This is a genomic window from Gordonibacter faecis (assembly GCF_030077735.1).
Classification (GTDB): domain Bacteria; phylum Actinomycetota; class Coriobacteriia; order Coriobacteriales; family Eggerthellaceae; genus Gordonibacter; species Gordonibacter faecis.
On sequence record NZ_JASJEU010000012.1, the window covers coordinates 163,003 to 185,196 of the forward strand.

Sequence of the window (22,194 nt, forward strand, 5' to 3'; positions counted from 1 at the left end):
AAGGAAGCGCTATGCAGACGGAAACCACGCGTGACCTGCCGAAAAGCGGCGAAGCGTACCGCCAGGCCGCGGAGGCAATCCCCGGCGGCGTGAACTCTCCCGTGCGCGCGGCACTCGCCGTGGGCGCCGACCCGGCGTTCATCGCGCGCGGCGAGGGAGCGTATCTCTGGGATGTCGACGGCAATCGCTATATCGACTACGTGGGGTCGTGGGGGCCGCTCATCATGGGCCACGCGCATCCCGCCGTCGTGGATGCCGTGTGCGCGGCGGCGCGCAACGGCCTCAGTTTCGGCGCGCCCACGCCGGGCGAAACGGAACTTGTGCACGCCATTCGCGACGCCTTCCCCTCCATGCAGATGGTGCGCCTCGTGAGCTCGGGCACCGAGGCCACGATGAGCGCCATCCGCCTCGCTCGTGGCGTGACCGGGCGTGATTACATCGTGAAGTTTGAAGGCTGCTACCACGGCCATGCCGACGCGTTACTCGTAAAGGCGGGCAGCGGCGCGCTCACCATGGGAGTGCCTAGCTCAGCAGGGGTGCCCGCAAGCATTACGGCCACCACGCTGGTGGCCCGCTACAACGACCTCGACAGCGTGCGCGAGCTGTTCGCCCAGCATGGCGAAGAGATTGCGGCCGTCATCGTGGAGCCCGTGGCGGGCAACATGGGTGTGGTGCCGCCGGTCGACGGGTTCCTCAACGGGCTGCGCGACCTCACGGAGGCGTTCGGCAGCTTGCTCATTTTTGACGAAGTGATGACCGGCTTCCGCGTGTCGTTCGGCGGCGCTCAGGAACACTACGGCATCGACCCCGACCTCACGTGCCTTGGCAAGATTATCGGCGGCGGCATGCCGCTCGCTGCGTTCGGAGGCAAGCGCCGCTACCTGGAACAACTCGCTCCGCTCGGGCCGGTGTATCAGGCGGGAACTCTCGCCGGCAACCCGGTGGCCGTGGCCGCGGGCCTGGCCACGGTTCGCCTGCTGCGCGAATCCGGCGTACATGATGCCATCGTCAAGAACACAACGGCGCTCGCACACGGCATCCGCGAACTCGGCGAACGCGCCGGCGTGCCCCTGCGCGTGAACCAGGTGGGCGCCATGTTCTCCGTGTTCTTCACTAACCAGGACGTGCGCGATTACGAAAGCGCGTGCTCGTCTGACACTGACCGCTTCGCCCGGTACTATCGCGCCCTGCGCGCGGCGGGCGTGTACACGGCTCCCAGCCAGTTCGAGGCACTGTTCATGTCAGCCGCCCACACGGAGGCCGACGTTCAGCACACGCTTGCGTGCGTGGAGGGGGTCCTGGCCGGCCTGTGACCGAGGCCGCGGTCCGGCCCAACCAATTCCGCCTACAAACCCTCACACCCGAGGGCGGTGCCAACCTGTCCCCTCAACCGTCAAAAATCCTCACTGATCAGGCAACTCTTTGTTGAGGCTGCCGCGGTTCAGCCATCGGATTCTTTTATTCCTAAAGGAGGTGTTGCCTATCGTTCACGCGTTTGACCAAGCGTAATAGCGCGTCATAGCCAATGTTAATGACGCCATGAAATCACGGTATTTTACAGCCCCCTGGGGCGGTGATTAAATCGAAAGCAGCTGTTCATTGACCTGCGACCACGGTCTGAAAAGCCGAGGTGAAGGAGAGAGAGGAGGGGCGAACACCTATGTATATGGTGACCTTGAATGAAGAGAAATGCACCGGGTGCGATTCGTGCGCAGCTGGCTGCCCGGCTCAGATTTTGGCATTCGACGGCGAGCATGCCGTCATCAAAGGCGACCCGTGCGACTGCATGGGATGCGAAGCCTGCGTCATGGTATGTCCCGCAGGCGCGTTTACCGTACAGGAACTGTAGCGCCGAGCAGGTTCCTACAGGGAACCATAGGAGGAGCGAACATGGATGAGAACAGCAAGACCCCCCAGCTGGACGAGCTGGAAAACGGGCCGTGGCCGAGTTTCGTTACGGAGATAAAGAAGTCCGCGGAGAAAAACGCGATGAGCGCCGATCTGCTGGGCGTGCTCGAGCGCTCCTACGAGGACAAGATCGGCCACTGGAAGCACGGCGGCATTGTGGGTGTGAAGGGCTACGGCGGCGGCGTCGTGGGGCGCTACACCGACCTGCCCGAGGAATTCCCGAATGTGGCCGAGTTCCACACGATGCGCGTGGCCTCGCCGAGTGGCTGGTTTTATACCACCGATGCGCTGCGCACCATCTGCGACATCTGGGAGCGTCACGGCTCCGGCATCACCAACATGCACGGTTCAACGGGCGACCTCATTTTGCTGGGCATGAAGACCGAAGAGCTGCAGCCCACCTTCAACGAGCTGGCCGAAAATGGCTTTGACCTGGGCGGTTCTGGTTCTGACCTGCGCTCGCCTAGCTGCTGCTGCGGTCCGGGCCGCTGCGAATACGCGTGCTACGACACGCTGGACATGTGCTACGACATCACGCAGGAGTTCCAGGACGAGCTGCACCGTCCCATGTGGCCCTACAAGTCGAAGATCAAGATGTCCGGCTGCGCGAACGACTGCGTTGCTGCCGCTGCCCGCGCCGACATCTCCGTCATTGGTACATGGCGCGATTCGCTCATCATCGACCAGGACGAGGTCAAGAAGTACGTCGAAGAGGGCCTCGACATTCGCGAAGCTGTCGTTGACCGCTGCCCGACGCGCTGTTTGACCTACGACGACGCCACCGGCGAGCTTTCCGTGAACGCCGCCGAGTGCACGCGCTGCATGCACTGCATCAACGTGATGTGCAAAGCCATCAAGCAGGGCGAAGAGAAGGGCGCCACCATTTTGCTGGGCGCCAAGTCCACCATTGTGAAGTCCGCCTTCATGTCGTGGGTGCTGGTGCCGTTCATGAAGATGGAAGCCCCCTACGACGAGTTCAAAGACCTGGTGAACCGCATTTGGGACTGGTGGGACGAAAACGGCAAGACCCGCGAGCGCGTCGGCGAAACGGTGTATCGCATTGGCATGGGCAAGTTCCTGCGCGAAGTGGGCTTGGAGGCCGTTCCGCAGATGGTGTACCGTCCGCGCGCGAACCCGTATGTGTTCTGGCCGCAGGAGGAAATCTTTAAGGAAGCGGCAGGGCAGGACGCGGAAGAGAACTAGCGCACTACGGGCTTTCCCCCTGGGAATAAGCCTGATCACGGCATCCAAAAGAGACAGACGAGGTGATTTAAGTGGCAATGATTGATAACGGCCCTCCGGACTTCCGCGAGTATCTCCCCACTATCATCAAGGAGAACTACGGCAAGTGGCAGTATCACGAGCATCCGCGACCGGGCGTGCTGAAGCACGTCGGCCCGGCGGGTGCCCTGTACAGCATCCGCGTGGGTGAGCCGCGCCTCATGAGCATCGAGTCCATTCGCGACGTCTGCGATATCGCCGACGAGTTCTGCGACGGGCACCTGCGCTTCACGAGCCGCAACAACATTGAGTTCCTTACGCCTGATGAGAGCAAGGTAGACCCCATCATCGAGCGCTGCGAGGAACTGGGCTACCCGGTGGGTGGCACCGGGCACTCGCTCAGCAATATCGTACACACGCAGGGCTGGGTGCACTGCCACACGCCCGCAAGCGACGCGTCGGGCATCGTGAAGGCCATCATGGACGACCTCTACGAGTACTTCGGCTCCGAGGTGCTGCCGAACAAGCTGCACATCGCCATGGCCTGCTGCCTGAACATGTGCGGCGCGGCCCACTGTAGCGATATTTCCATCGTGGGCATCCACCGCACGGTTCCGCGTATCGACCACGAATCGGTGCGCAAGAACACCGAAATCCCCAGCTTGGTGGCGTGCTGCCCGACCGCGGCTATCCGCCCGGATCCCAAGAACAAGAGCGTCACCATTGTGGACGAGCGCTGCATGTACTGCGGCAACTGCTACACCATGTCGCCGGGCATGCACATCATGGACGCGGAAAACGACGGTCTGGCCATCATGGTGGGCGGCAAGGTGTCCACGGCCCGTACCGACCCCAGCTTCTCGCGCATGGTTATTCCGTTCCTGCCGAACAACCCGCCGCGTTGGCCTGAGGTAACCGAGGCCGTGCGCCATATCGTTGAGGTGTGGATCGAGAACGCTCGCAAGGGGGAGCGTCTGGGCGAGTGGATCGAACGCATCGGCTGGGAGCGTTTCTTCTCCATTTCGGGAATTCCGTTCTCCGACAAACTTATCGACGACTACATCTTCTCACGCGAGACGTTTAGAACGTCCTCGGCGTTCAAGTTCTAGCGCTTTTGGCTCTCAATCCGCGTCGGCAGGACTGCCGGAATCCGTCGGCGCGGATTGATCAGCGATAGGTGATATTGGTCACTTACCGCTGATCGCATACACGAGGGAAGAGCGGCCATACCGCCGCTCGAGCAAAGAGAAGGGGATATTTATGTCAACAAACAATACCAAGACCAACGGTGGAGGCCTGAAGAGCCTCTATCTGAAGGAAGATTGGTGGGCCGTTTGGATCGGTCTCGGCATCGTGATTATTGCGCTCATCCTCTGGGCTGCTGGACAGTCCAGCATCTTGGGCGTGCTCAACGTGAAGTTCGCGGGCTACAGCGACTTCGCCGGGCTGCTGCCGTGCGTGACGGGCATTTTCCCGAACGCGATTATTTTGTATGTGGTGTTGGCGGTTATCTTCTGCATCGTTATTGGCATCATGGGCAAGAACGTTCCCAAGTTCCTGGGGGGCTTCACGCTTCTGTACGTGATGGCTATCTTGGTGCAGATTCTTTCCGCCTGGAGCATTGCCAAGCAGTTCAGCCTCGAGGCGCCGGTTATGGCCCTGATCGTGGGCATGATTGTGGGCAACTTCGTCAAGATTCCGGATTGGTTCGAAGCGGGCATGCGCACCGAGTTTTATGTGAAGACTGGTATCGTCCTCATGGGTGCCACCCTTCCCTTCACGCTGATTCTGCAGTCTGGCCCGGTTGCTCTTCTGCAGGCTACCATTATTGCTGTGTCCACCTTCCTGGTGATTTATTTCTGCGGTACGCGCCTGTTCAAGCTTGAGAAGCCGTTCGCGGCAACGCTTGCTACCGGTGGTTCTATCTGCGGCGTGTCTGCCTCCATCGCTATCGGCAGTGCCGTGAACGCCAAGAAAGAGCACGTGTCCGTGTCCATCTCCATGGTTGTTATCTGGGCTACCGTTATGGTGTTCTTGCTTCCGATTATCTGCCGTGCTTTGGGGCTGTCCGACGGCGCATCCGGCGCGTGGATTGGCACCTCTGAGTTCGCCGATGCCGCCGGTATGGCTGCTGCCGCTCAGTTCGGCGATGGCGCTATCACCACGTTTACCCTGATGAAGGTTGTTGGCCGCGATATCTTCGTGGGCGTGTGGGCCTTCATCCTGGCTATCATCTCTGTCACCATGTGGGAAAAGGGCGAAAGCGCCGATGGCACGCGTCAGAAGCCGTCCGCCAGCGTTATTTGGGAGCGCTTCCCGAAGTTCGTTGTAGGCTTCTTTATTGCTTCCATCATTATCACCATCGTGACGCTGGCCAGCGCTCCCGATGTTGCCGCTACCATCGACAAGCAGGTGCTCGGTCCCATCAAGGGTCTGCGCGGTTGGGCGTTCATCCTGTGCTTCCTCTGCATTGGTTTGACCACCCGCTTCAAGGCACTTGCCGCTACCGGTTGGAAGCCCTTCGCGGCCTTCACCTGCGGCGTTGTGGTTAACGTGGCGCTCGGCTTCCTGTTCTCCACCATGATTCTGAACGGGTACTGGACGGCCGTTGGCCTCGGGTAAGCACCATGACTGAGACAGCTGAGTCGACTGAATTCAAGCACACGTGTATCCAAAGCGCCTGTTTCTTCCTTCCGTTTTTCGAAGCGGGGGAATGGCGCCGGAGGGGGAAGTCGCCGTGGAAGACGCTCAAGAAAGTTGAGACCACTCCGGAGGCCATTCGCGAGCTTGCGGCGTATACGAACCGGTGCATGACGCACAGTGCGGCCGTCATGGAGTTTTTGCTGAGTATCCACGACGACTGGGAGATCACCGTCAAGAAAGACGGCGTGTGGATGGAAACGGAAACGATGATTTACGAGGACATCCTTCCCCTGCTTGAACGAGCGGGTATCAGCGAAAACGACTACGCGCTGTACAGCGAGTACACGCGCAAATGGGGAATGATTTAGCCCCTCAGGTTCCTGCTTGAAGCCGCAGGCAGTCTCGCGCATACGGGGCTGCCTGCGGTCATTTGTGGCGGAGGGAGGGTTGCTGATGAGCGGCATCACGAAAGCGGAGCTGCGGGCGCTTGCTGAAGCGGGAGATGAGCAGGCGCTTCTGGCGGCGTTTGACGAAGACCCGGCGCGCGTGCGGCGGTTTTTGACGCGGCTGACGTTTGCGCCTGACGATGCGTGCCACGCTGCGGTTATCGCGTGCTTCGAACTGCTTGCGCGTGAGCGATGCGCCGGCATGCCGTCCTTCTTTTTGGAGATTATTCGGCGCAGCCTCTGGGAGATGAATGAAGAGGGCGCCAATAACTCCTGGTCGGCGCCTGAACGGGCCAGCGCAGTGATAGCGGGCGCCACCCCGCGCTTCGACGAGTATTTCTCCTTTGTGTTTTACGCGGCGCGCGATGAACCGCTGTTCCACGAAAGCTTGCGTGCGGCCTTTGCGCTGGTAGCTGCCGCGAACCCCGCTTTGGGCGAGGAATATCGGGCGGGTATTGAGGCGTTGAGTGGTACCTATTAGGGGCTGGCGCGCGGGAATGCGGCGCCATGTTGTACGGGGAGAGGAAGCACCATGAGAGCTTACGAGTGTATTGCGGACGTTTTGGGCGACGAGGCCGACGACGAGTCACGCGCATGGGTGCGCCACACGTACACGCTCCGGGTGCGCGTTGCTGGGGTGGCGGCGTTCGCGTTCTTTATCATGATTATGGGCATGTCGGGTACGCCGTGGTTTGCCATCAGCACGTTTATTCTGCTGCCGCTCATGATTGTGGCGGTGTTTTTCGGCGTGTTTATGCGCGGCTCCATTAACCGGAGCCTGACGCGGCTCATTGACCGTGATTGTGACCCGGTGTTGTGCGGTCGGCGGACGCTCGCGCTGCTTGAGAAGGACAAGAAGAATGCCGATGCGCGCAGCGGGCTGTTCAGCTACGCCTACGCGCTGCGGTGGCAGGGGAAGTGGAACGAGGCGGCCAAGCTCATGCACACGCTGGAGGACGACGCGGATCCGCGCAGCCAGTTTCTCTATCACAACCTGCTGGCGTACTGTGCGTTTGACAAGCGCGACCTTAAGGGGCTGACGGCCGAGGTCAAGGAGTTGAAGGAGCTTTCGTCGAGCGAGGGATTGCCGAAGGATGCGGCCGCGCACGTGGCCGAGCACGTGGCTTTGCGCGATATGCTGGCGAAGGAGCTCAACGGCAAGGCATCCAAGGCGGCGGCCGACTATGCGCAGGTCGCCGATGATCCCAAGGCTCTGCCCGTGCACCACGTGCTGTTCTCGCTGAAGGCGGCCGATTGCTTGGCCGACGCAGCTGAGCGGCGGGCGCGCTTGGTGCAGGTTGCAGAGCAAGGCGGCACCACCTGGTGCGCAACGGAAGCAAAGGCCCGGCTTGAGAAAGACGAGCGCAATAAATCTAACTAGAAAGGTAATCTACGTAGAGATGCTCTCCAGAGCATCCGCTCCGCCGTCAGGCGGAGAACACACCTGTGACCTGCGTTTTCGCGCTTCGCGCGAACGGGTGCTCTGGAGAGCACCCCTACGGAGGTTATGCCTCTTGCAAGACCTCGCCTACCAGTCAGTCAGCCCGCGTCGTTAGGTAAGGGGTGCGAGAAACCTCGTGGCGTATTAGCCAGCGCGAAAGCGCGTCACACTTTTGTGACGTGGGAGAAAGACCTCATCCGAGCAGGGACTCCAAAATGGCTTCGGCTTCGGCGGTGTTGCCGGCGGTGAGTGCGGCCAGGACGCGTCCGTCGGTGGCTTGCTCCCAGAACGCGTAGTGACGCTCAGGGGGCAAGGCGGCGCATACGCGCGGGCGCCAGGAGGCCAACAACTCCAGGTAGGGGCCGTATTCTTCGCCGAACTGGGCTTCCAGGCCTTCGCGAATGTGGCGGGCCGAAAGCGGGCTTGCGCCTTCGGTGGACACGGCGATGGAAAGCTTGCCGTGCCGCAACACCGAAGGCAAAAAGAACGTACACACCTCGGGGCGGTCGGCCACGTTTACCATGAGGCGCGCGGCGGTGGCATCGTCGTACACGCGGCGGTTCACGTCTTCGTCGTCGGTGGCTGCAAACACGATGTCGGCTTCGTCGAGGTCGGCGCTTTCGTAGGGCTTTGCGTGCCACGTGCAGCGCGCGTTGTCGGCCAGATCCCGCAGCTTCGGCGAGGCTACGGGCGCCACCACGGTCACGAGCGCCTCGCACTCCAGCAGCCCGCGTACCTTGCGCGTGGCCACCGATCCGCCGCCCACCACCACGGCGCGCTTGCCTTCCAGCACGAGGGAAACCGGATACGTTTTTGCCATAGCGCGACCTCGTCTCTACGCATGATTATTGAGCCTGATGTAACAAAACATTCCCATCTGCCTGGTTGTCCGTAGGGCAAGGGCTCTGCCCTTGCCGTCAACCACGTTTGACCTCCAGGTTTCCCGATGTCCAGCGGCAAGGGTAGAACCCTTGCCCTACGGAGCACCTGCAAAGGGAACTTCCGTTGCGCCCCCTTCTGAACGCCTGTGGAGCGGTGCGGCGATTGTAGCACCTGGGGGAAACGGTGCGTGCAACTATTTGAAAACTGCGGCGCGTGGGCGGCCAGAAATTAACAGCTGAACAGGTAAAACAGTCTGTCATTGTCTTTTTTGATGGGGTGATGAATTCATTGTATTTTACACGTGTCTAACCCCGTGATTAAATGAAGTGCAGTGGGAATCATGCACCAGTGACAGGCTCTTCGCGAAGGGCCGAAGGAGGACGTTATCATGGATAAAGGTCCCGCAGATCCTCAGATCAAGCAAAAAATCCTCGACTATCTCGACACCATTGAAAAGGCCAAGAGCAAGGAAATTGCCAAGGCTATTGGTGAGCAGAAGTCGGCCGTCGATTTGGCGGTCAAAGAACTCGCGTTCGAGGACAAGGTGGAGTATCTCTACATCACCACAACGTTTATCGCTCTCAAGGGCAAGGTTGCTCCGCCTGAATAGGCGCCTCCACCCGCAGTTCGGGGCGCACCCGCGCCGGGAGAGCGCGGATGCGAGCAGCGATGGGGTGGCAAGAGAGACGAGAGAGCACCGGGGGATGCGATGAGCGCGCTGACTGAAGCGATAAGCAGGGGAAAGGGGCCCATCCTGGAAGCGTGGCGAAAGGCTGCGTTTCCTGCGCAGGAGACGGGTTTTTCATTCCCGCATCAGGCCAAAGGCCGATTTGCCGACCCCGCTTCCTTCCATGAAGCGGAGGGGATGGACGCTATTCTCACGTGGCTGGCTGACGAAGAAAATTCGGATATACCCGAACTTTTAGGAGAAATCTGCCGCGTGAAGGCCGTGCAGGATGCTGCACCTTCCGCCGCCCTTGCGTTTCTGTTCGACCTCAAGCCCGCCCTTCGCTCCGTTGTGGGCGACGCGGCCGACGAGGCCGCCCTTCGAGCGCTCGACGCTCGCATTGACACCCTCGCCCTGCACGCCTTCGACCGCTATGTGGCCTGCCGCAACCAGATTGCACAGCTGCGCGTGGACGAGGTGCTGCGCGGCGAAGAGATGCTCCGCAGACAGCTTGCACGCATTCAGAAGAACGGGGAAGAACCGGTATGAAAATTGGGATCCCTCTGCTTATCGTAGTGTTGTTGGCGGCGTTCGCCTGGGTGGGCACCGCGTACCTGCAGTGGTACACCCTGTTCGGAATTATCATTCCGTATGCGGCGTTTACCCTGTTCGTGATGGGGTTTGTCATTCGCCTCATCAAGTGGGGCACCTCTGCGGTGCCGTTTCGCATTCCCACCACGTGCGGCCAGCAGAAGTCGCTGCCGTGGATCAAGCAGAACAAGCTTGAGAACCCCTCGTCGTTTGGCGGGGTGGTAGGCCGCATGCTGCTTGAGGTGCTGTGCTTCCGTTCGCTGTTCCGCAACGCCAAAACCGATAAGGTGGACGACAAGCTGGCGTTCGGCTCGGCAAAGTGGCTGTGGCTGGGCGCGCTCGTGTTTCACTGGTCCATGCTGATTATTGTGTTCCGCCACCTGCGCCTGTTTTTGGAGCCCGTGCCCGCGTTCATTCAGGGCATTGAGGGGCTCGACAGTATTTTGCAGGTGGGGCTTCCGCTGCTCTACATCACCGACGTGCTCATTGTGGGGGCGCTCACGTTTCTGTTCATCCGCCGCGTGGTAATTCCGCAGGTGCGCTACATCTCGCTGCCGGCCGACTTCATGCCGCTGTTTCTGCTGCTGGGCGTGGCCATTTCCGGCATCGTGATGCGCTACGGGTTCCGCATCGACATTGTGGACGTGAAGGAACTCACTATGGGCCTGGCCACGCTCAACCCGGTGGCTCCCGAGGGCATTGCCCCCATCCTGTTCGTGCACCTGTTCTTGGTGAGTGCGCTTCTGGTGTATTTTCCCTGGAGCAAGCTCATGCATGCGGGCGGCATCATTTTGAGCCCCACGCGCAACCTGGCGAACAACAACCGCGCAAAGCGCCACGTGAACCCCTGGAACTACCCGGTTGACGTGCATACGTACGCCGAGTACGAGGCTGAGTTCGGGGAAAAGATGAAAAAAGTTGGCCTGCCTCTGGATGCGGAGTAACTCGACATGGCGAAACTACCGAACAAAAAGGACCTGCTCAACTTCGAGCTTGGGGTGGGCGAGAAGCCGTGGATGGACACGCCCACCGAATTCAAGGACGGCATGTACTGCCACGGTGCGAAGCCCAAAACGCTTGAGATTGTGGGCATGCCGAACACGCACGACTGGTCGTCGTCGGATGAGGATTGGAACCTTCCTGAGAACTGGAAGGAGATCATCCTTGACGGCATGGCCGACCGCGTGAAGAAATATCGCTCGTTTCGGCTGTTCATGGACGTGTGCGTGCGCTGCGGTGCCTGCGCCGACAAGTGCCACTTTTATATGGGCTCGGGCGATCCGAAGAACATGCCGGTGCTGCGCGCCGAGCTGCTGCGCTCGGTGTATCGCCGCTATTTCACCACGTCAGGCAAGCTGTTTGGCAAGCTGGCCGGCGCACGCGACCTCACGGAGGACGTGCTGAAGGAGTGGTGGTACTACTTCTTCCAGTGCACCGAGTGCCGCCGTTGTTCGGCGTTTTGCCCGTACGGCATCGACCAGGCCGAGATCACTATCATGGGCCGCGAGCTGTTGAATCTCATCGGTCTGAACACCGAGTGGATTGCTGGCCCCGTGGCGAACTGCTACATGAAGGGCAACCACGTGGGGCTGGAGCCCCAAACCATCATGGGCAACGTGGAATTCCTCATGGAGGATTTGGAAACCATCACGGGCAAGCACATTGAGCCGTCGTTCAACCGCAAGGGCGCCGAGATTCTGTTCGTGGTGCCCTCGGGCGACCTCTACGCGGAGCCCGGCACGTTCACGTTCATGGGTTACATCTTGCTGTTTGAGCAGCTGGGGCTCGATTACACGCTGAGCACGTACGCCTCCGAGGGCGGCAACTTCGGCTTCTTCACCTCGAATGAGATGGCGAAACGCCTGAACGCGAAGATGTATGCCGAGGCCGAGCGCTTAGGCGTGAAGTGGATTTTGGGCGGCGAATGCGGGCATATGTGGCGCCTCGTGAACCAGTACATGGACACGTGGAACGGCCCGGCCGACTTTTTGGAGCAGCCGGTGTCGCCCATCACGGGCACGGTGTTTGAGAACGCCGCGTCCACGAAGATGGTGCACATCACGGAATTCACCGCTGATTTGCTGTATCACAACAAGGTGAAGCTTGACCCGAGCCGCAACGACCATCTGGTGGTGACGTATCACGACTCGTGCAACACCTCGCGCGCCATGGGGCTTCTGGAAGAGCCGCGCTTCATCTTGAGCAAGGTGTGCAACAACTTCCACGAAATGCCTGATGAGACTATCCGCGAGAAAACGCTTTGCTGCGGCAGCGGCGCCGGCTTGAATGCGGGAGAGAACATGGAGCTGCGCCTGCGCGGCGGGTATCCGCGCGCCGACGCGGTGCGGTCGGTGAAGGAGCGCTTCGGCGTGAACACGCTGGCGAACATCTGCGCGCTCGACCGCGCGTCGTTCCCCGCGCTCATGGACTACTGGGTGCCGGGCACGCGCGTGATGGGTGTGCACGAGCTGGTGGGCAACGCGCTCGTGCTCGACGGCGAGTGCGAGCGCACGCTTGATTTGCGCTTGGAGGAATTGCCGAACCGGAAGAAGCCTGCCGAGGCCGCGCCGGATGCGGCCGAGGGCGCAGGCGAGCCGGCCGCGGGCGAAGGGGGGAGCCATGTATAAGGGCGGAAGGATCATCCTGTTCGCGGGGCTGTTCGTCCTGCTCATGGCTGTGCCGCTTCTTGTGAACTTGGGCAACGCCACGGCGGCACCCACGCCGAACGTGGACACGCCGGCCATCAACGCGCTTTCCGAGAAGCAGTGCGTGGAATCGACCGAGTATATGCGCAGCTCACACATGCAGCTGCTCGACGAATGGCGCAACGATGTGGTGCGCGACGGTGCCACCGACTACAAGAGCGCCAGCGGTCAGGTGTATGAGATCAGCCTGGACGACACGTGCCTTGAGTGCCACTCGAACCGCGAGGAATTCTGCGACAGCTGCCATGAGTACTCGTCGGTTGAGTTGTATTGCTGGGACTGCCACGATCTGGCCGACGCGAAGCAGGCGAACTAGCATGGCCGCGCGCAACGAAGATCGCGAGAGGAGCCGGGACGGTTCTATGGAGAGACGGACGTTTTTGAAGGCCGGCGCGCTGGCGGCTGCCTCCGCCGTGATTCCGCTGAGCGCCTGCACTGTCGAGGGCGCCGCCGGAGCCGAGGGCGAAACGGTGCACAAGGTGATGAAGACGCGCCAGTGGGGTTTCGTCATTGACGTGGAGAAACTCAACGCTTCCGGCGTCATGGATAAGATCATCCAGGCGTGCCACCACGCTCACAACGTGCCCGATACAGGCGACCCGAAGACCGAGATCAAGTGGATTTGGGAAGACGATTTCGAGCATTCGTTTTCGGACATTGACAGCGAGTACGCGAGCGAGCGCGTGGTAAAGCTGGGCTTTCCGCTGTTGTGCAACCACTGCGAGGAACCGCCGTGCGTGCGCCTGTGCCCGACCGAGGCTACGTTCAAGCGCGGGGATGGCATTGTGGTCATGGACTACCATCGCTGCATCGGGTGCCGCTTCTGCATGGCGGGCTGCCCGTACGGCGCGCGCAGCCTAAACTTCTTCGACCCGCGGCCCTATATCGATGACCCGAACCCCGACTATCCCACGCGCTCAAAGGGTGTCGTGGAGAAGTGCATGTTGTGTTCTGAGCGCATTGACCAGGGGAAAGAGCCGCTATGTGCCGAGCTATCGGAGGGGGCCATCATTTTCGGCGACCTGACCGACCCGGATTCGCCGGTGCGCAAGGCGCTGTCTGAGAACTTCACCATCCGCCGGCGCGTGGAGCTGGGCACGGGCCCGTGCGTCTACTACATTGCGAACGGAGGCGAGGCGCATGCTTGAGAAAGCGCTGCACGGATCCAAGCTGTACTGGGCATGGGTGATAGTGCTGCTGGTGTGCATCGGCGTGGGCATTGCCGCCTACATCAACCAGTTCAATTACGGCTTGGGCTTGACGGGCATGAGTCGCGACGTGAGCTGGGGCCTCTACATTTCCCAGTTCGTGTTTTTGGTGGGTGTGGCGGCCTCGGGCGTGATGGTGGCCATTCCGCTGTATCTGCACAACTTCAAAGAGTTCGGCAAGATTATTATCTTCGGCGAGTTTATGGCCGTGGCTGCCGTGCTCATGGCCGTGCTGTTTGTGCTGGTTGACCTGGGGTATCCCACTCGCGTGCTGAACGTGCTGCTGTATCCGTCGCCGCACTCGATGCTGTTCTGGGATATGTGTGTGCTGTCGTCGTATCTGCTGGTGAACATACTCATTGGCTGGACGGTGCTGGGGGCGGAGCGCAAGGGCGTGAAGCCGCCGAACTGGACGCGCATTTTGAGCTACATCGCCATTCCGCTGGCCATTAGCATTCACACGGTGACGGCGTTTTTGATTGCCGGTTTGCCGGGGCGCGCGTACTGGCTTACGGCTATCATGGCGGCGCGCTTTCTGGCCTCGGCCTTCGCGGCGGGCCCGGCGCTGCTCATCGTCATCTGCTTTATCATGCGGAAGTTCACCACATTTAAGGCATCTGACAAGGCCATTGATACGCTGGCGAAAATCGTGTGCTACGCCATGATTGCCAACGTGTTCTTCTTCGTGTTGGAAATTTTCACGGCGTTCTACAGCAACATTCCGTCGCACATGGCGTCGCTTGAGTACCTGTTCTTCGGGCTGGATGGCTCGGGGCAGCTGGTGCCGTTCATGTGGACGGCTGTGGTGCTGGCGTTTGTGGGATTGTTCCTGCTGCTGGTGCCGAAGCTGCGGCGCAATCACAAGACGTTGATTGTGGGGCTGGTGGCCGTGTTTTTCGCCTGCTGGATTGACAAGGGCCTGGGGCTTATCCTGGCCGGTTTCGTGCCGAACTCGTTTGAGCAGGTAGTGGACTATATTCCGAATCTGAATGAGATTCTGGTGATTGTGGGCGTGTACGGCATTGGATTTTTGGTGCTGACGGTGCTGTACAAGGTGGCCGTCAACGTGCACGAGCACGGGATTGCGTTTGCGCACAGCAAGGATCGCGAGATCGCGGAAGGTGCGGACGCGGCCGACGCGGCGGAGTGACCGCGCGGCGTGTGGCATGCGTGTGTCGTGTTGCCGACTGGTTGTGTGGCCGGGGCAAACGTACGTGTTGGAACAGGGTTATGTCGGCCGTCACGTGGCGGCTCAGCATAAAAGGGAAGTAAGTAATAACCGAACCTGAGGAGGTAACAATGGCAGAACTGCATGTGGGCGACCGCGTTCTTGCGCTGGACGAGGACGGGTTCCTCGAGGATGCCACGCTGTGGGACGAAGAGGTAGCCGAAAAGCTGGCCGAGACCGAAGAGGTGGAACTGACGCCGGAGCACTGGGAGGTCATCAACTACCTGCGCAATTACTACGCCGAGTTCGGCGTGGCTCCCATGGTGCGCAAGATGCTGAAGGACACCGGCAAGACGAACGCCGAGATCTACGAGCTGTTCCCAAGCGGCCCCGGCAAGGGAGCCTGCAAAATTGCCGGCCTGTTGAAGCCGACCGGCTGTGTGTAAGCCCCTTTCGACGAAAAGTGTGACGCGCTTCGCGCTACTGATGACGCCAAGAGATAGTTGCCCTTCCTACCACTATGACGAGGGCTTCTTCATGTACAATAAATGTAACTTAAAGGGTAATCTTCGTAGGGGCGCTTCACGAAGCGCCCTCTCCGCCGCAGGCGGAGAACTTTGGTTGGTGCGTGTAACAACTCTTTTGTCGACAGGTTACGTGTGAACAGCGAAATGAAATCAACGTTGTCAACCGAGGTGCCGCTGCGGGCGGTGCCTCGGCTGATGATAGCTGCGCCCCATGGTCGGAGCGGGAAAACCGTTCTGACCCTGGGGCTTTTGCGTGCGCTGGCGAATCGCGGCGTGGTGGTGCAGCCGTTCAAGAAGGGGCCGGACTACCTCGATACGGGCTGGCATTCCGCGGCGGCGCGGCGTGAGAGCCGCAACCTCGATTGCTTCTTCATGGAACCTGCCGTCATGCAACGCGTGTTGCTGGAGGCGGCCGAAGGAGGTCGGGTGGCTGGCGTGCGCGGCGCTGGCAGCGCTAGTGGCGCAGCCGACCTGTGCGTGGTCGAGGGCGCCATGGGGCTCTTCGACGGGCTGGATGTGGAGGGAACAAGCTCGTCTGCCCAGGTAGCCAAGCAGTTGGGCCTGCCGGTGGTGCTGGTGGTGGACGTGACGCGCATGACGCGCACGACCGCTGCGCTCGTGCAGGGGCTCGCACAGTTCGACCCCGACGTGCACGTGGCAGGGGTGTTGCTCAACAGGGTGCAAGGTGCCCGGCAGGAGCGGCTCGTGCGCGAGGCGGTAGAGCACTACTGCGGCATTCCCGTGGTGGGCGCGCTGCCGAAGGACGCACGCATGGACATTCCCGATAGGCATTTGGGCCTGACCTCGAACACCGAGGCCGAGGGCGTGGAGGCGCTGCTCGACGACATCGCGCGCGTGGTGGAAGAGCACGTCGATCTCGATGCGCTGAGGGCGATTGCCGCGTCGGCTGAGCCGCTTGAGGTTGAAGAGGGGGGCGCGGCTGAGGCACCGCATGCATGCGTGCCAGAAGAGCTGCGCGTCAAGATAGCGGTCGTGCGCGACCGCGTGTTCTCGTTCTACTACCCCGAGAACCTCCAGGCGCTTGAGGATGCAGGCGCTGAACTGGTCTTTGTCGACAGCTTGGCGGACACGGCCTTGCCCGATGACGTGTGCGGACTGTACATCGGCGGCGGGTTCCCCGAGGTTTTCGCCGAAGAACTGCAAGCTAACGCATCGTTTCGCGCAAGCGTGCGTGCCTTCGCTGAGCAGGGGTTTCCCGTGTATGCCGAGTGCGGTGGCCTGATGTTTCTCGCCCGCCGCCTGCGCTGCAACGGCCAGGAGTATGACATGGCGGGCGCGCTCGACATGGTGGTGGCCATGGAGGAAAAGCGACAGGGCCACGGCTACGCCGTTGTGGTGGCGGGGGAGGATCACCCCTGGCTGCCGGCTGGCACTGTGCTGAAAGGTCATGAGCACCATCACTCACACGTGGTCGAGCGCGGCCCAAGCGTGCGCCTTGTCTGCACGAACGAACGCGGCCACGGCATCGCCGAAGCCCGCGACGGCGCCTGCTACAAAAACGTCGTAGCCGCCTACACCCACCTCAACGCCCTCGCATCCCCCACTTGGCCCCCCGCCTTCGTAACCGCCGCCCGAGAAGCCCGGGCTACAGACGGTGGGAATTGACAGAGTTTGTCATCCTGAGCGAGCGAAGCGAGTCGAAGGATCCCGAGCGGTGTCAACCGTGAGACTTCTAGCTATCGCCGCACGGGATCCTTCGACTGCGCGCCTTCGGCGCTCCGCTCAGGATGACAGAGGGCTCGGTGTTCGCTGAGGATAACAGTGGGTCGCAGCGGTAATCTTCGCTCTCGTCAGCGGGTTTTTGTGCATACTGCCGAGGGTAGTATGTCGTTCTTTTTCCCTTATCAATCCCATATTCCTACGATCTTCGCCTCCTTTCACGCCGCGGCGCCGATTCGCACCAGCGCCCCACGCGGCATGCTGTCTCCAGTGCTATTCGTGACGAGAGAATCAAGGAGGGCGAAGCATGGAGAAATCAGAGGGCATCACCATCCCCCATGAGAAGCCGTGGCGCTACCAAGAGGGCGAGTATACGGTGACACGCGGTAGCGCGTGGTCGGGGCCGGGGTGCCACCTGGGCTGCGGTGTGCTGCTGTACACCGACAAGGACGGCACGCTGGTGAAGGTGGAAGGCGATCCGGAGAACCCGATGACGGAAGGTCGCCTGTGCGTACGCTGCCTCGACATGCCCGAGGTGGTGAACCACAAGGACCGCCTGACGTACCCGATGAAGCGCGCCCGCGCCGACCGCGGCAAGAACCGCTGGGAGCGCATTAGCTGGGAAGAGGCGTACGACATCGTCGAGCGTGAGTTCAACGCCATCAAGGAAAAGTATGGTGCGGAATCCGTCGTGTTCATTCACGGCACCGGGCGCGACATTGCGCCGTGGCAGTCGCGTTTGTGCTGGTCGTTCGGCAGCCCGAACTACGGCAACGTGCTGTCGGGCAACGCGTGCTACCTGCCGCGCGTGGCTGGCATGGCCGCCACCACCGGCTCGTTCTGGATTGCTGACGTGGCCCAGCACTTCACCGACCGCTACGATCATCCCGATTGGGTCATGCCGGAGACCATGTTCGTGTGGGGCAACAACCCGCTGGTGGCGAACTCGGACGGCTTCTTCGGCCACTGGGTTATCGACCTCATGAAGCGCGGCATGAAGACTGTGGTTATCGACCCGCGCGTGACGTTCCTTGCGGCGAAGGCGAACCTGCATCTGCCTATTCGCCCCGGCACCGACGCGGCTCTGGCGCTGGGCATGCTGAACGTCATCATCAACGAAGAGATTTACGACAAGGAATTCGTGGATTGCTGGTGCTATGGCTTCGAGCAGCTGGCCGAGCGCGTGCAGGAATACCCACCCGACCTGGTGGCAGAAATCACGTGGATTCCCGAGGAAAAGATTGTGCGCGCGGCGCGCATGCTGGCCGAGTCCAAGCCGTGCACGCTGCAGTGGGGCCTGGCCATCGATATGACGCGTGAGGCTATTCCTGCTGGTCAGGCAATTGCTGCGCTGTTCCAGATCACGGGCAATATTGACTGCCCGGGCGGCCTGGTGCCTCCCGCGGAAATCATGGCGTACTCCGGTGGCTGGGGACGTGACTTGCTGCCCGAGGAGCAGGAGCCGAAACGCCTCGGCCTTGACCGCTACCGTCTGCTGCAGATGGGCTTCAAGCAGTCTTCGCCCGATGTGCTTATCGAGACCATGGAAACGGGCGACCCCTATGAGATTCACGGCGCCCACTTCCAAACGACGAACGGTCTGGCCTGCATGGCGGCCGACCCGCAGCGCGTGTACAAGGCGTTCAACAAGTGCGACTTCATTGTGTCGGTTGACCTGTTCATGACGCCCACCATTATGGCGCTGGCCGACGTGGTGCTGCCCGCGGCTACCTTCCCCGAGCGCAACGGCATCCGCGTGGGCGACGGCCCGCAGCGCGGCGAGGTCATCAATAAGGTGACACAGATTGGCGAATGTAAGTCTGACATGCAGATTAACCTTGAGCTGGGCAAGCGCCTGAATCCCGAGGCCTGGCCGTGGGAGACGCCCGAGGAAATGTTCACGGAGCTGCTGAAGCCCACGGGCTACACCTATGAAGAGCTGCGCGAGGAAGCGCCGGTGTATCTGCCGGTGGAGTACTACAAGTACAAGACGGGCAGGATGCGCTCTGACGGTCAGCCCGGCTTCCAGACGGCGACGGGCCGCATCGAGCTGTGGTCGACGTTCTACAACGCGGCCGAGCTTGATCCGCTACCGTACTTCGAAGAGCCCGAGCCCGGCCCGGGTTCCACGCCGGAGTTGTTCGAGCAGTACCCGCTCGTGCTGACCACGGGCGCGCGCCAGTGGAACTACTTCCACTCGGAGCACCGCCAGATTGAGCGTTTGCGCAAGATGCATCCCGACCCGGTGGTGCAGGTGCACCCCGACAAGCTGGCCGAACTGGGTATGGAGGATGGCGAGTGGGTGTGGATCGAGAACCAAAACGGCCGCGCCAAGATCAAGATTGAGTCGACGCCCATCCTCACCGACCCGCGCATCGTGGCGTGCGACCACGCCTGGTGGCGGCCTGAGGCCGACCCGGAGAAGTTCTTCGACGTGTTCGAATACAACATTAACAACCTGATGGTGTACAGCCCCGGTAAGAGCGGCTTCGGCTCCAACTACAAGACAAGCATTTGCAGGCTGTACAAACTTGAGGACGGTGAATAAGCTCATGGCCCAGTATGGAATCCTGGTGGACTACGAGTGGTGCACGGGCTGCCACTCCTGCGAGTTCGCATGCCAGATGGAGCACGGCTTCCCCGTGGGGCAGACGGGCATCCTGGTGAACGAGATTGGCCCGTGGAAGATTGACGAAGACGTGTGGCAGCTGGCCTACATGCCGGTGCCCACCGACCAGTGCGACCTATGCGCCGCCCGTCAGGCGCTGGGGAAGGTTCCCACCTGCGTGCAGCACTGCCAGGCGAAATGCCTGGAGTTCGGCCCGCTTGAGGAACTGAATGCCAAGCTGGTCACCAAGTCGAAGCAAGCTGTGTTCGCTCTCGGTAAGTAGAAACCTGTTTGGTTGAGCGGCGTGCATGGTTGGTGCGTTGCGCCGCTTGCCAGCCTTGGTTGCGAGGGGGGTGCGCCTCGGCTCACGCCTGGGCGCATCGGCCTTTGAGGAGGGAATTCCATGGATACCGTGGTGCTGCTGGTTGTAGTTGTGATTGCCTTTGTGGCGGCAGAGCTGCTGGGTATGCGTGCGTATCGCCGCTATCGCGCCCGCAAAGAGGCTGCTTTCACGCGCGAGAATGTGGGGGCCGTGTACGACGACTTGCAGCAGGTACGCGCCCGGTGTCTGGCGGAAAAACGCTGCTTCGGGCTTTTGGCCGATGCTGCGCGTGCGGCTGGGCGCTCGGAGGATGCGTGTGTTGTGGACGCGCTGGCGGAAGGAGAGCGGGCCCATTTAGCTGCTCTTGAGGAATTCCGCGAGCCGCTCCATGCCGAAAAGGTGGACGCCGAAGCGCGCCCGCCGCTGTCTGCGGATGTCAACGACGCGCTCCGTGAGGTGGCCGAACGCATTGATACATGGAGCACGGGAGCCTGCTGCGATGCCGCCGCGCGCGCCCGCGTGCATGGCTACCGTGACATCGCCAAGCTCTACCGCCGTCTTCAGGAGGTGGAGCAGAACGCCGCCTGCATCTGCCTCGACCTCGCCGAAGGCGCCCGCCCTGACGAACAGCTTTCCCGCTGCCCGTCTTGCGGCCTCATTGTTGCCGGTCGCCGCCCCGCCTTCTGCACCACCTGCACCAAACCCGGCTTCGAATTCGAAGAGGTGCTAGTTGAGCAACATACGGAAGCTACTTTCTCAGATCATCGTCCCGCTTCACATCGCGAAATCGATACGCAGGGTTTCTTCGTTGATCTATGAGTCCAAGTATTTGTATCGTCTGTTCGTGGTGATCAATGTGGTAGTAGATACTTTTGGTGCAACCCGGTAAGGCGAATACGCGGCAAGAAATGGGAAGTTCGTCATCGCCATTTTCTGGGAGGTATTTCCGCCCTAACTCAGGTTGGGAAGCAATAACGCGTACTGCTTTCTTGTACTTTTCGATTACCGTTTCACTGGCATCAACGATCATAAGTGCCGCCGTTTGCGTCACCAGCACTTGATAATCGCTCATATTAGGACGCCTTATTCTGATCAATGAGACGCTCAAGCTCTTCTTCAGTTATGACGTCGCCCCTGCGGAGGTCTTCGCAGCTTTTTTCGATTGTTCCGCTCAGATAATCATTCCAATCCTGCTCATCCCTCGTTCGTAAGGTAATGGGGAAGGGGATTGCCTTCTCACGTATGACAGCTCGAGCGAACAGGTTGACGGCGGAAGTGGCATTAAGTCCCAGCTTATTCACGACGTCCTGAAATTCCTTTTTCACTTCATCGTCCATGTTGATGGTCAGCATGATGATACCTACCTTTCCAAGATAGAATCAGTGTATCATATAGACAATAGAAGTATATTTACCATATGAAAAGCAAACGTGGACCTAGCGCTCTTCCTCAATTGCTAGCGCCAACTCCAAAAGATTTGTCACCTCGTAGTCAGCGCGTACTCCCAGTTCCTCGGGAGGGAGGCCACGGCGGTTGACCCAGCCGACGGTGAAGCCGAACGCCTTTGCGCCGGCCACATCCCAGCCGTTCGACGACACGAATAAAATGTGGCTCTTCTCAATTCCCATACGATCGATGGCCAGCTGATACACCTCGGGCCGCACTTTGAACATTCCTGTCTCGTCAGCGCTCAGGCAACCATCCAGGTGTTCATTCAGTCCCGTACGATTCATGAGCGGTTCTATCATGCCCAGATCGCCGTTCGTGAGGATGACCTTCTTGCGGCTGCCAAACGCCTCAAGTGCCTGTGGCACCTCGGGATACATTTCCAGTTTCAGATACGACTTCATGAGCGTCTCGATGTTGTCCGCGTCGGCTGCTAGTCCCAGTTCGGCTAGCGTGTAGCGAAGCGCGTCCTCCGTGACGTGCCAGAAGTTCTCATAGCGCCCCATGAGCGTGCGTAGCCACGAGTACTCCAGCTGCTTTTGTCGCCATGTTTGGCTGATGCGCTGCCCAAACCCGGGATACAACTCCTCGCACTTTTGCTCAACCGAGTACACGTCAAAAAGCGTCCCATACGCATCAAGCGCCACACCCTCAATCATCCCGTTCCCCTTTCCCCTCGTGCTAGTGTTTACCAATCGCTATTGCTCACCATTATGGCACCGACCGTCTCC

At 60.5% G+C, this 22,194-nt stretch carries 23 protein-coding genes; 20 read left to right on the forward strand and 3 right to left on the reverse strand.

What is annotated here, in order from left to right:
- Positions 1-11 precede the first annotated feature (11 nt).
- The 8 genes from hemL to QNJ86_RS05860 all read left to right on the forward strand — a co-directional run bounded on the left by hemL (position 12) and on the right by QNJ86_RS05860 (position 7,599).
- On the forward strand, positions 12-1,313 hold the full coding sequence (hemL, locus tag QNJ86_RS05825; protein ID WP_283831663.1) for a glutamate-1-semialdehyde 2,1-aminomutase: 1,302 nt from the start codon (positions 12-14) through the stop codon (positions 1,311-1,313).
- 347 nt (positions 1,314-1,660) lie between these two features.
- The gene (locus QNJ86_RS05830; protein WP_283831664.1) at positions 1,661-1,849 is read left to right on the forward strand and encodes a 4Fe-4S dicluster domain-containing protein; all 189 of its coding nucleotides are present in this window, start codon (positions 1,661-1,663) and stop codon (positions 1,847-1,849) included.
- A 41-nt stretch (positions 1,850-1,890) separates the two neighbouring features.
- Entirely contained in the window at positions 1,891-3,111 is a 1,221-nt protein-coding gene (gene dsrA, locus QNJ86_RS05835) for a dissimilatory-type sulfite reductase subunit alpha (protein ID WP_283831665.1), read from the forward strand.
- Positions 3,112-3,188: 77 nt separating this feature from the next.
- Complete coding sequence (gene dsrB / locus QNJ86_RS05840) at positions 3,189-4,238, forward strand: dissimilatory-type sulfite reductase subunit beta (protein ID WP_283831795.1); 1,050 nt, start codon at positions 3,189-3,191, stop codon at positions 4,236-4,238.
- Positions 4,239-4,389: 151 nt separating this feature from the next.
- Entirely contained in the window at positions 4,390-5,751 is a 1,362-nt protein-coding gene (locus QNJ86_RS05845; protein WP_283831666.1) for a YeiH family protein, read from the forward strand.
- Positions 5,752-5,756: 5 nt separating this feature from the next.
- Entirely contained in the window at positions 5,757-6,140 is a 384-nt protein-coding gene (locus QNJ86_RS05850) for a hypothetical protein (protein ID WP_283831667.1), read from the forward strand.
- Positions 6,141-6,225: 85 nt separating this feature from the next.
- Entirely contained in the window at positions 6,226-6,699 is a 474-nt protein-coding gene (locus tag QNJ86_RS05855; RefSeq protein ID WP_283831668.1) for a hypothetical protein, read from the forward strand.
- A 51-nt stretch (positions 6,700-6,750) separates the two neighbouring features.
- Positions 6,751-7,599 carry a hypothetical protein gene (locus QNJ86_RS05860; RefSeq protein ID WP_283831669.1) on the forward strand — a complete coding sequence of 283 codons (849 nt, stop codon included), beginning with the start codon at positions 6,751-6,753 and terminating at the stop codon, positions 7,597-7,599.
- A 253-nt stretch (positions 7,600-7,852) separates the two neighbouring features.
- Here the strand turns inward: QNJ86_RS05860 and QNJ86_RS05865 are convergent, their stop codons facing one another.
- Positions 7,853-8,479: a precorrin-2 dehydrogenase/sirohydrochlorin ferrochelatase family protein gene (locus QNJ86_RS05865; protein ID WP_283831670.1), complete on the reverse strand. Its 627-nt coding sequence runs from the start codon at positions 8,477-8,479 to the stop codon at positions 7,853-7,855.
- Positions 8,480-8,929: 450 nt separating this feature from the next.
- Between QNJ86_RS05865 and QNJ86_RS05870 the strand changes: the two genes are divergently transcribed.
- From QNJ86_RS05870 to QNJ86_RS05925, 12 genes are all read left to right on the forward strand, one after another.
- Positions 8,930-9,151, forward strand: coding sequence for a hypothetical protein (locus QNJ86_RS05870; protein WP_283831671.1), 222 nt, complete (start codon positions 8,930-8,932; stop codon positions 9,149-9,151).
- Between the two features lie 99 nt (positions 9,152-9,250).
- Positions 9,251-9,757, forward strand: coding sequence for an RsbRD N-terminal domain-containing protein (locus tag QNJ86_RS05875; RefSeq protein WP_283831672.1), 507 nt, complete (start codon positions 9,251-9,253; stop codon positions 9,755-9,757).
- Positions 9,754-10,743 (forward strand): sulfate reduction electron transfer complex DsrMKJOP subunit DsrM, encoded by a 990-nt coding sequence (dsrM, locus tag QNJ86_RS05880; RefSeq protein ID WP_283831673.1) that lies wholly within the window; start codon positions 9,754-9,756, stop codon positions 10,741-10,743. Before QNJ86_RS05875 ends, dsrM begins: the two co-directional genes overlap by 4 nt.
- A 6-nt stretch (positions 10,744-10,749) precedes the next feature.
- Positions 10,750-12,426 (forward strand): sulfate reduction electron transfer complex DsrMKJOP subunit DsrK, encoded by a 1,677-nt coding sequence (gene dsrK, locus QNJ86_RS05885; RefSeq protein WP_283831674.1) that lies wholly within the window; start codon positions 10,750-10,752, stop codon positions 12,424-12,426.
- Positions 12,419-12,820, forward strand: a complete 402-nt coding sequence (gene dsrJ, locus QNJ86_RS05890) for a sulfate reduction electron transfer complex DsrMKJOP subunit DsrJ (protein ID WP_283831675.1) — start codon at positions 12,419-12,421, stop codon at positions 12,818-12,820. The genes dsrK and dsrJ overlap by 8 nt, the downstream gene beginning before the upstream one ends.
- A gap of 46 nt (positions 12,821-12,866) precedes the next feature.
- Complete coding sequence (gene dsrO / locus QNJ86_RS05895) at positions 12,867-13,652, forward strand: sulfate reduction electron transfer complex DsrMKJOP subunit DsrO (RefSeq protein ID WP_283831676.1); 786 nt, start codon at positions 12,867-12,869, stop codon at positions 13,650-13,652.
- On the forward strand, positions 13,645-14,862 hold the full coding sequence (gene dsrP / locus QNJ86_RS05900; RefSeq protein ID WP_283831677.1) for a sulfate reduction electron transfer complex DsrMKJOP subunit DsrP: 1,218 nt from the start codon (positions 13,645-13,647) through the stop codon (positions 14,860-14,862). Before dsrO ends, dsrP begins: the two co-directional genes overlap by 8 nt.
- 149 nt (positions 14,863-15,011) lie before the next feature.
- Positions 15,012-15,326 (forward strand): TusE/DsrC/DsvC family sulfur relay protein, encoded by a 315-nt coding sequence (locus tag QNJ86_RS05905; protein ID WP_283831678.1) that lies wholly within the window; start codon positions 15,012-15,014, stop codon positions 15,324-15,326.
- Between the two features lie 225 nt (positions 15,327-15,551).
- Positions 15,552-17,033 carry a cobyrinic acid a,c-diamide synthase CobB gene (locus QNJ86_RS05910; RefSeq protein ID WP_283831679.1) on the forward strand — a complete coding sequence of 494 codons (1,482 nt, stop codon included), beginning with the start codon at positions 15,552-15,554 and terminating at the stop codon, positions 17,031-17,033.
- Between the two features lie 361 nt (positions 17,034-17,394).
- On the forward strand, positions 17,395-19,635 hold the full coding sequence (locus QNJ86_RS05915; RefSeq protein WP_283831680.1) for a molybdopterin-dependent oxidoreductase: 2,241 nt from the start codon (positions 17,395-17,397) through the stop codon (positions 19,633-19,635).
- Between the two features lie 4 nt (positions 19,636-19,639).
- A complete protein-coding gene (locus QNJ86_RS05920) occupies positions 19,640-19,978 on the forward strand; it encodes a 4Fe-4S dicluster domain-containing protein (RefSeq protein WP_283831681.1) in 339 nt (112 codons plus the stop codon).
- Positions 19,979-20,098: 120 nt separating this feature from the next.
- A complete protein-coding gene (locus QNJ86_RS05925) occupies positions 20,099-20,836 on the forward strand; it encodes a hypothetical protein (protein WP_283831682.1) in 738 nt (245 codons plus the stop codon).
- A 254-nt stretch (positions 20,837-21,090) separates the two neighbouring features.
- Here the strand turns inward: QNJ86_RS05925 and QNJ86_RS05930 are convergent, their stop codons facing one another.
- Both QNJ86_RS05930 and QNJ86_RS05935 read right to left on the reverse strand, forming a co-directional pair.
- Complete coding sequence (locus QNJ86_RS05930; protein ID WP_283831683.1) at positions 21,091-21,369, reverse strand: type II toxin-antitoxin system RelB/DinJ family antitoxin; 279 nt, start codon at positions 21,367-21,369, stop codon at positions 21,091-21,093.
- Between the two features lie 84 nt (positions 21,370-21,453).
- The gene (locus tag QNJ86_RS05935; RefSeq protein WP_283831684.1) at positions 21,454-22,122 is read right to left on the reverse strand and encodes a haloacid dehalogenase type II; all 669 of its coding nucleotides are present in this window, start codon (positions 22,120-22,122) and stop codon (positions 21,454-21,456) included.
- Positions 22,123-22,194 lie beyond the last annotated feature (72 nt).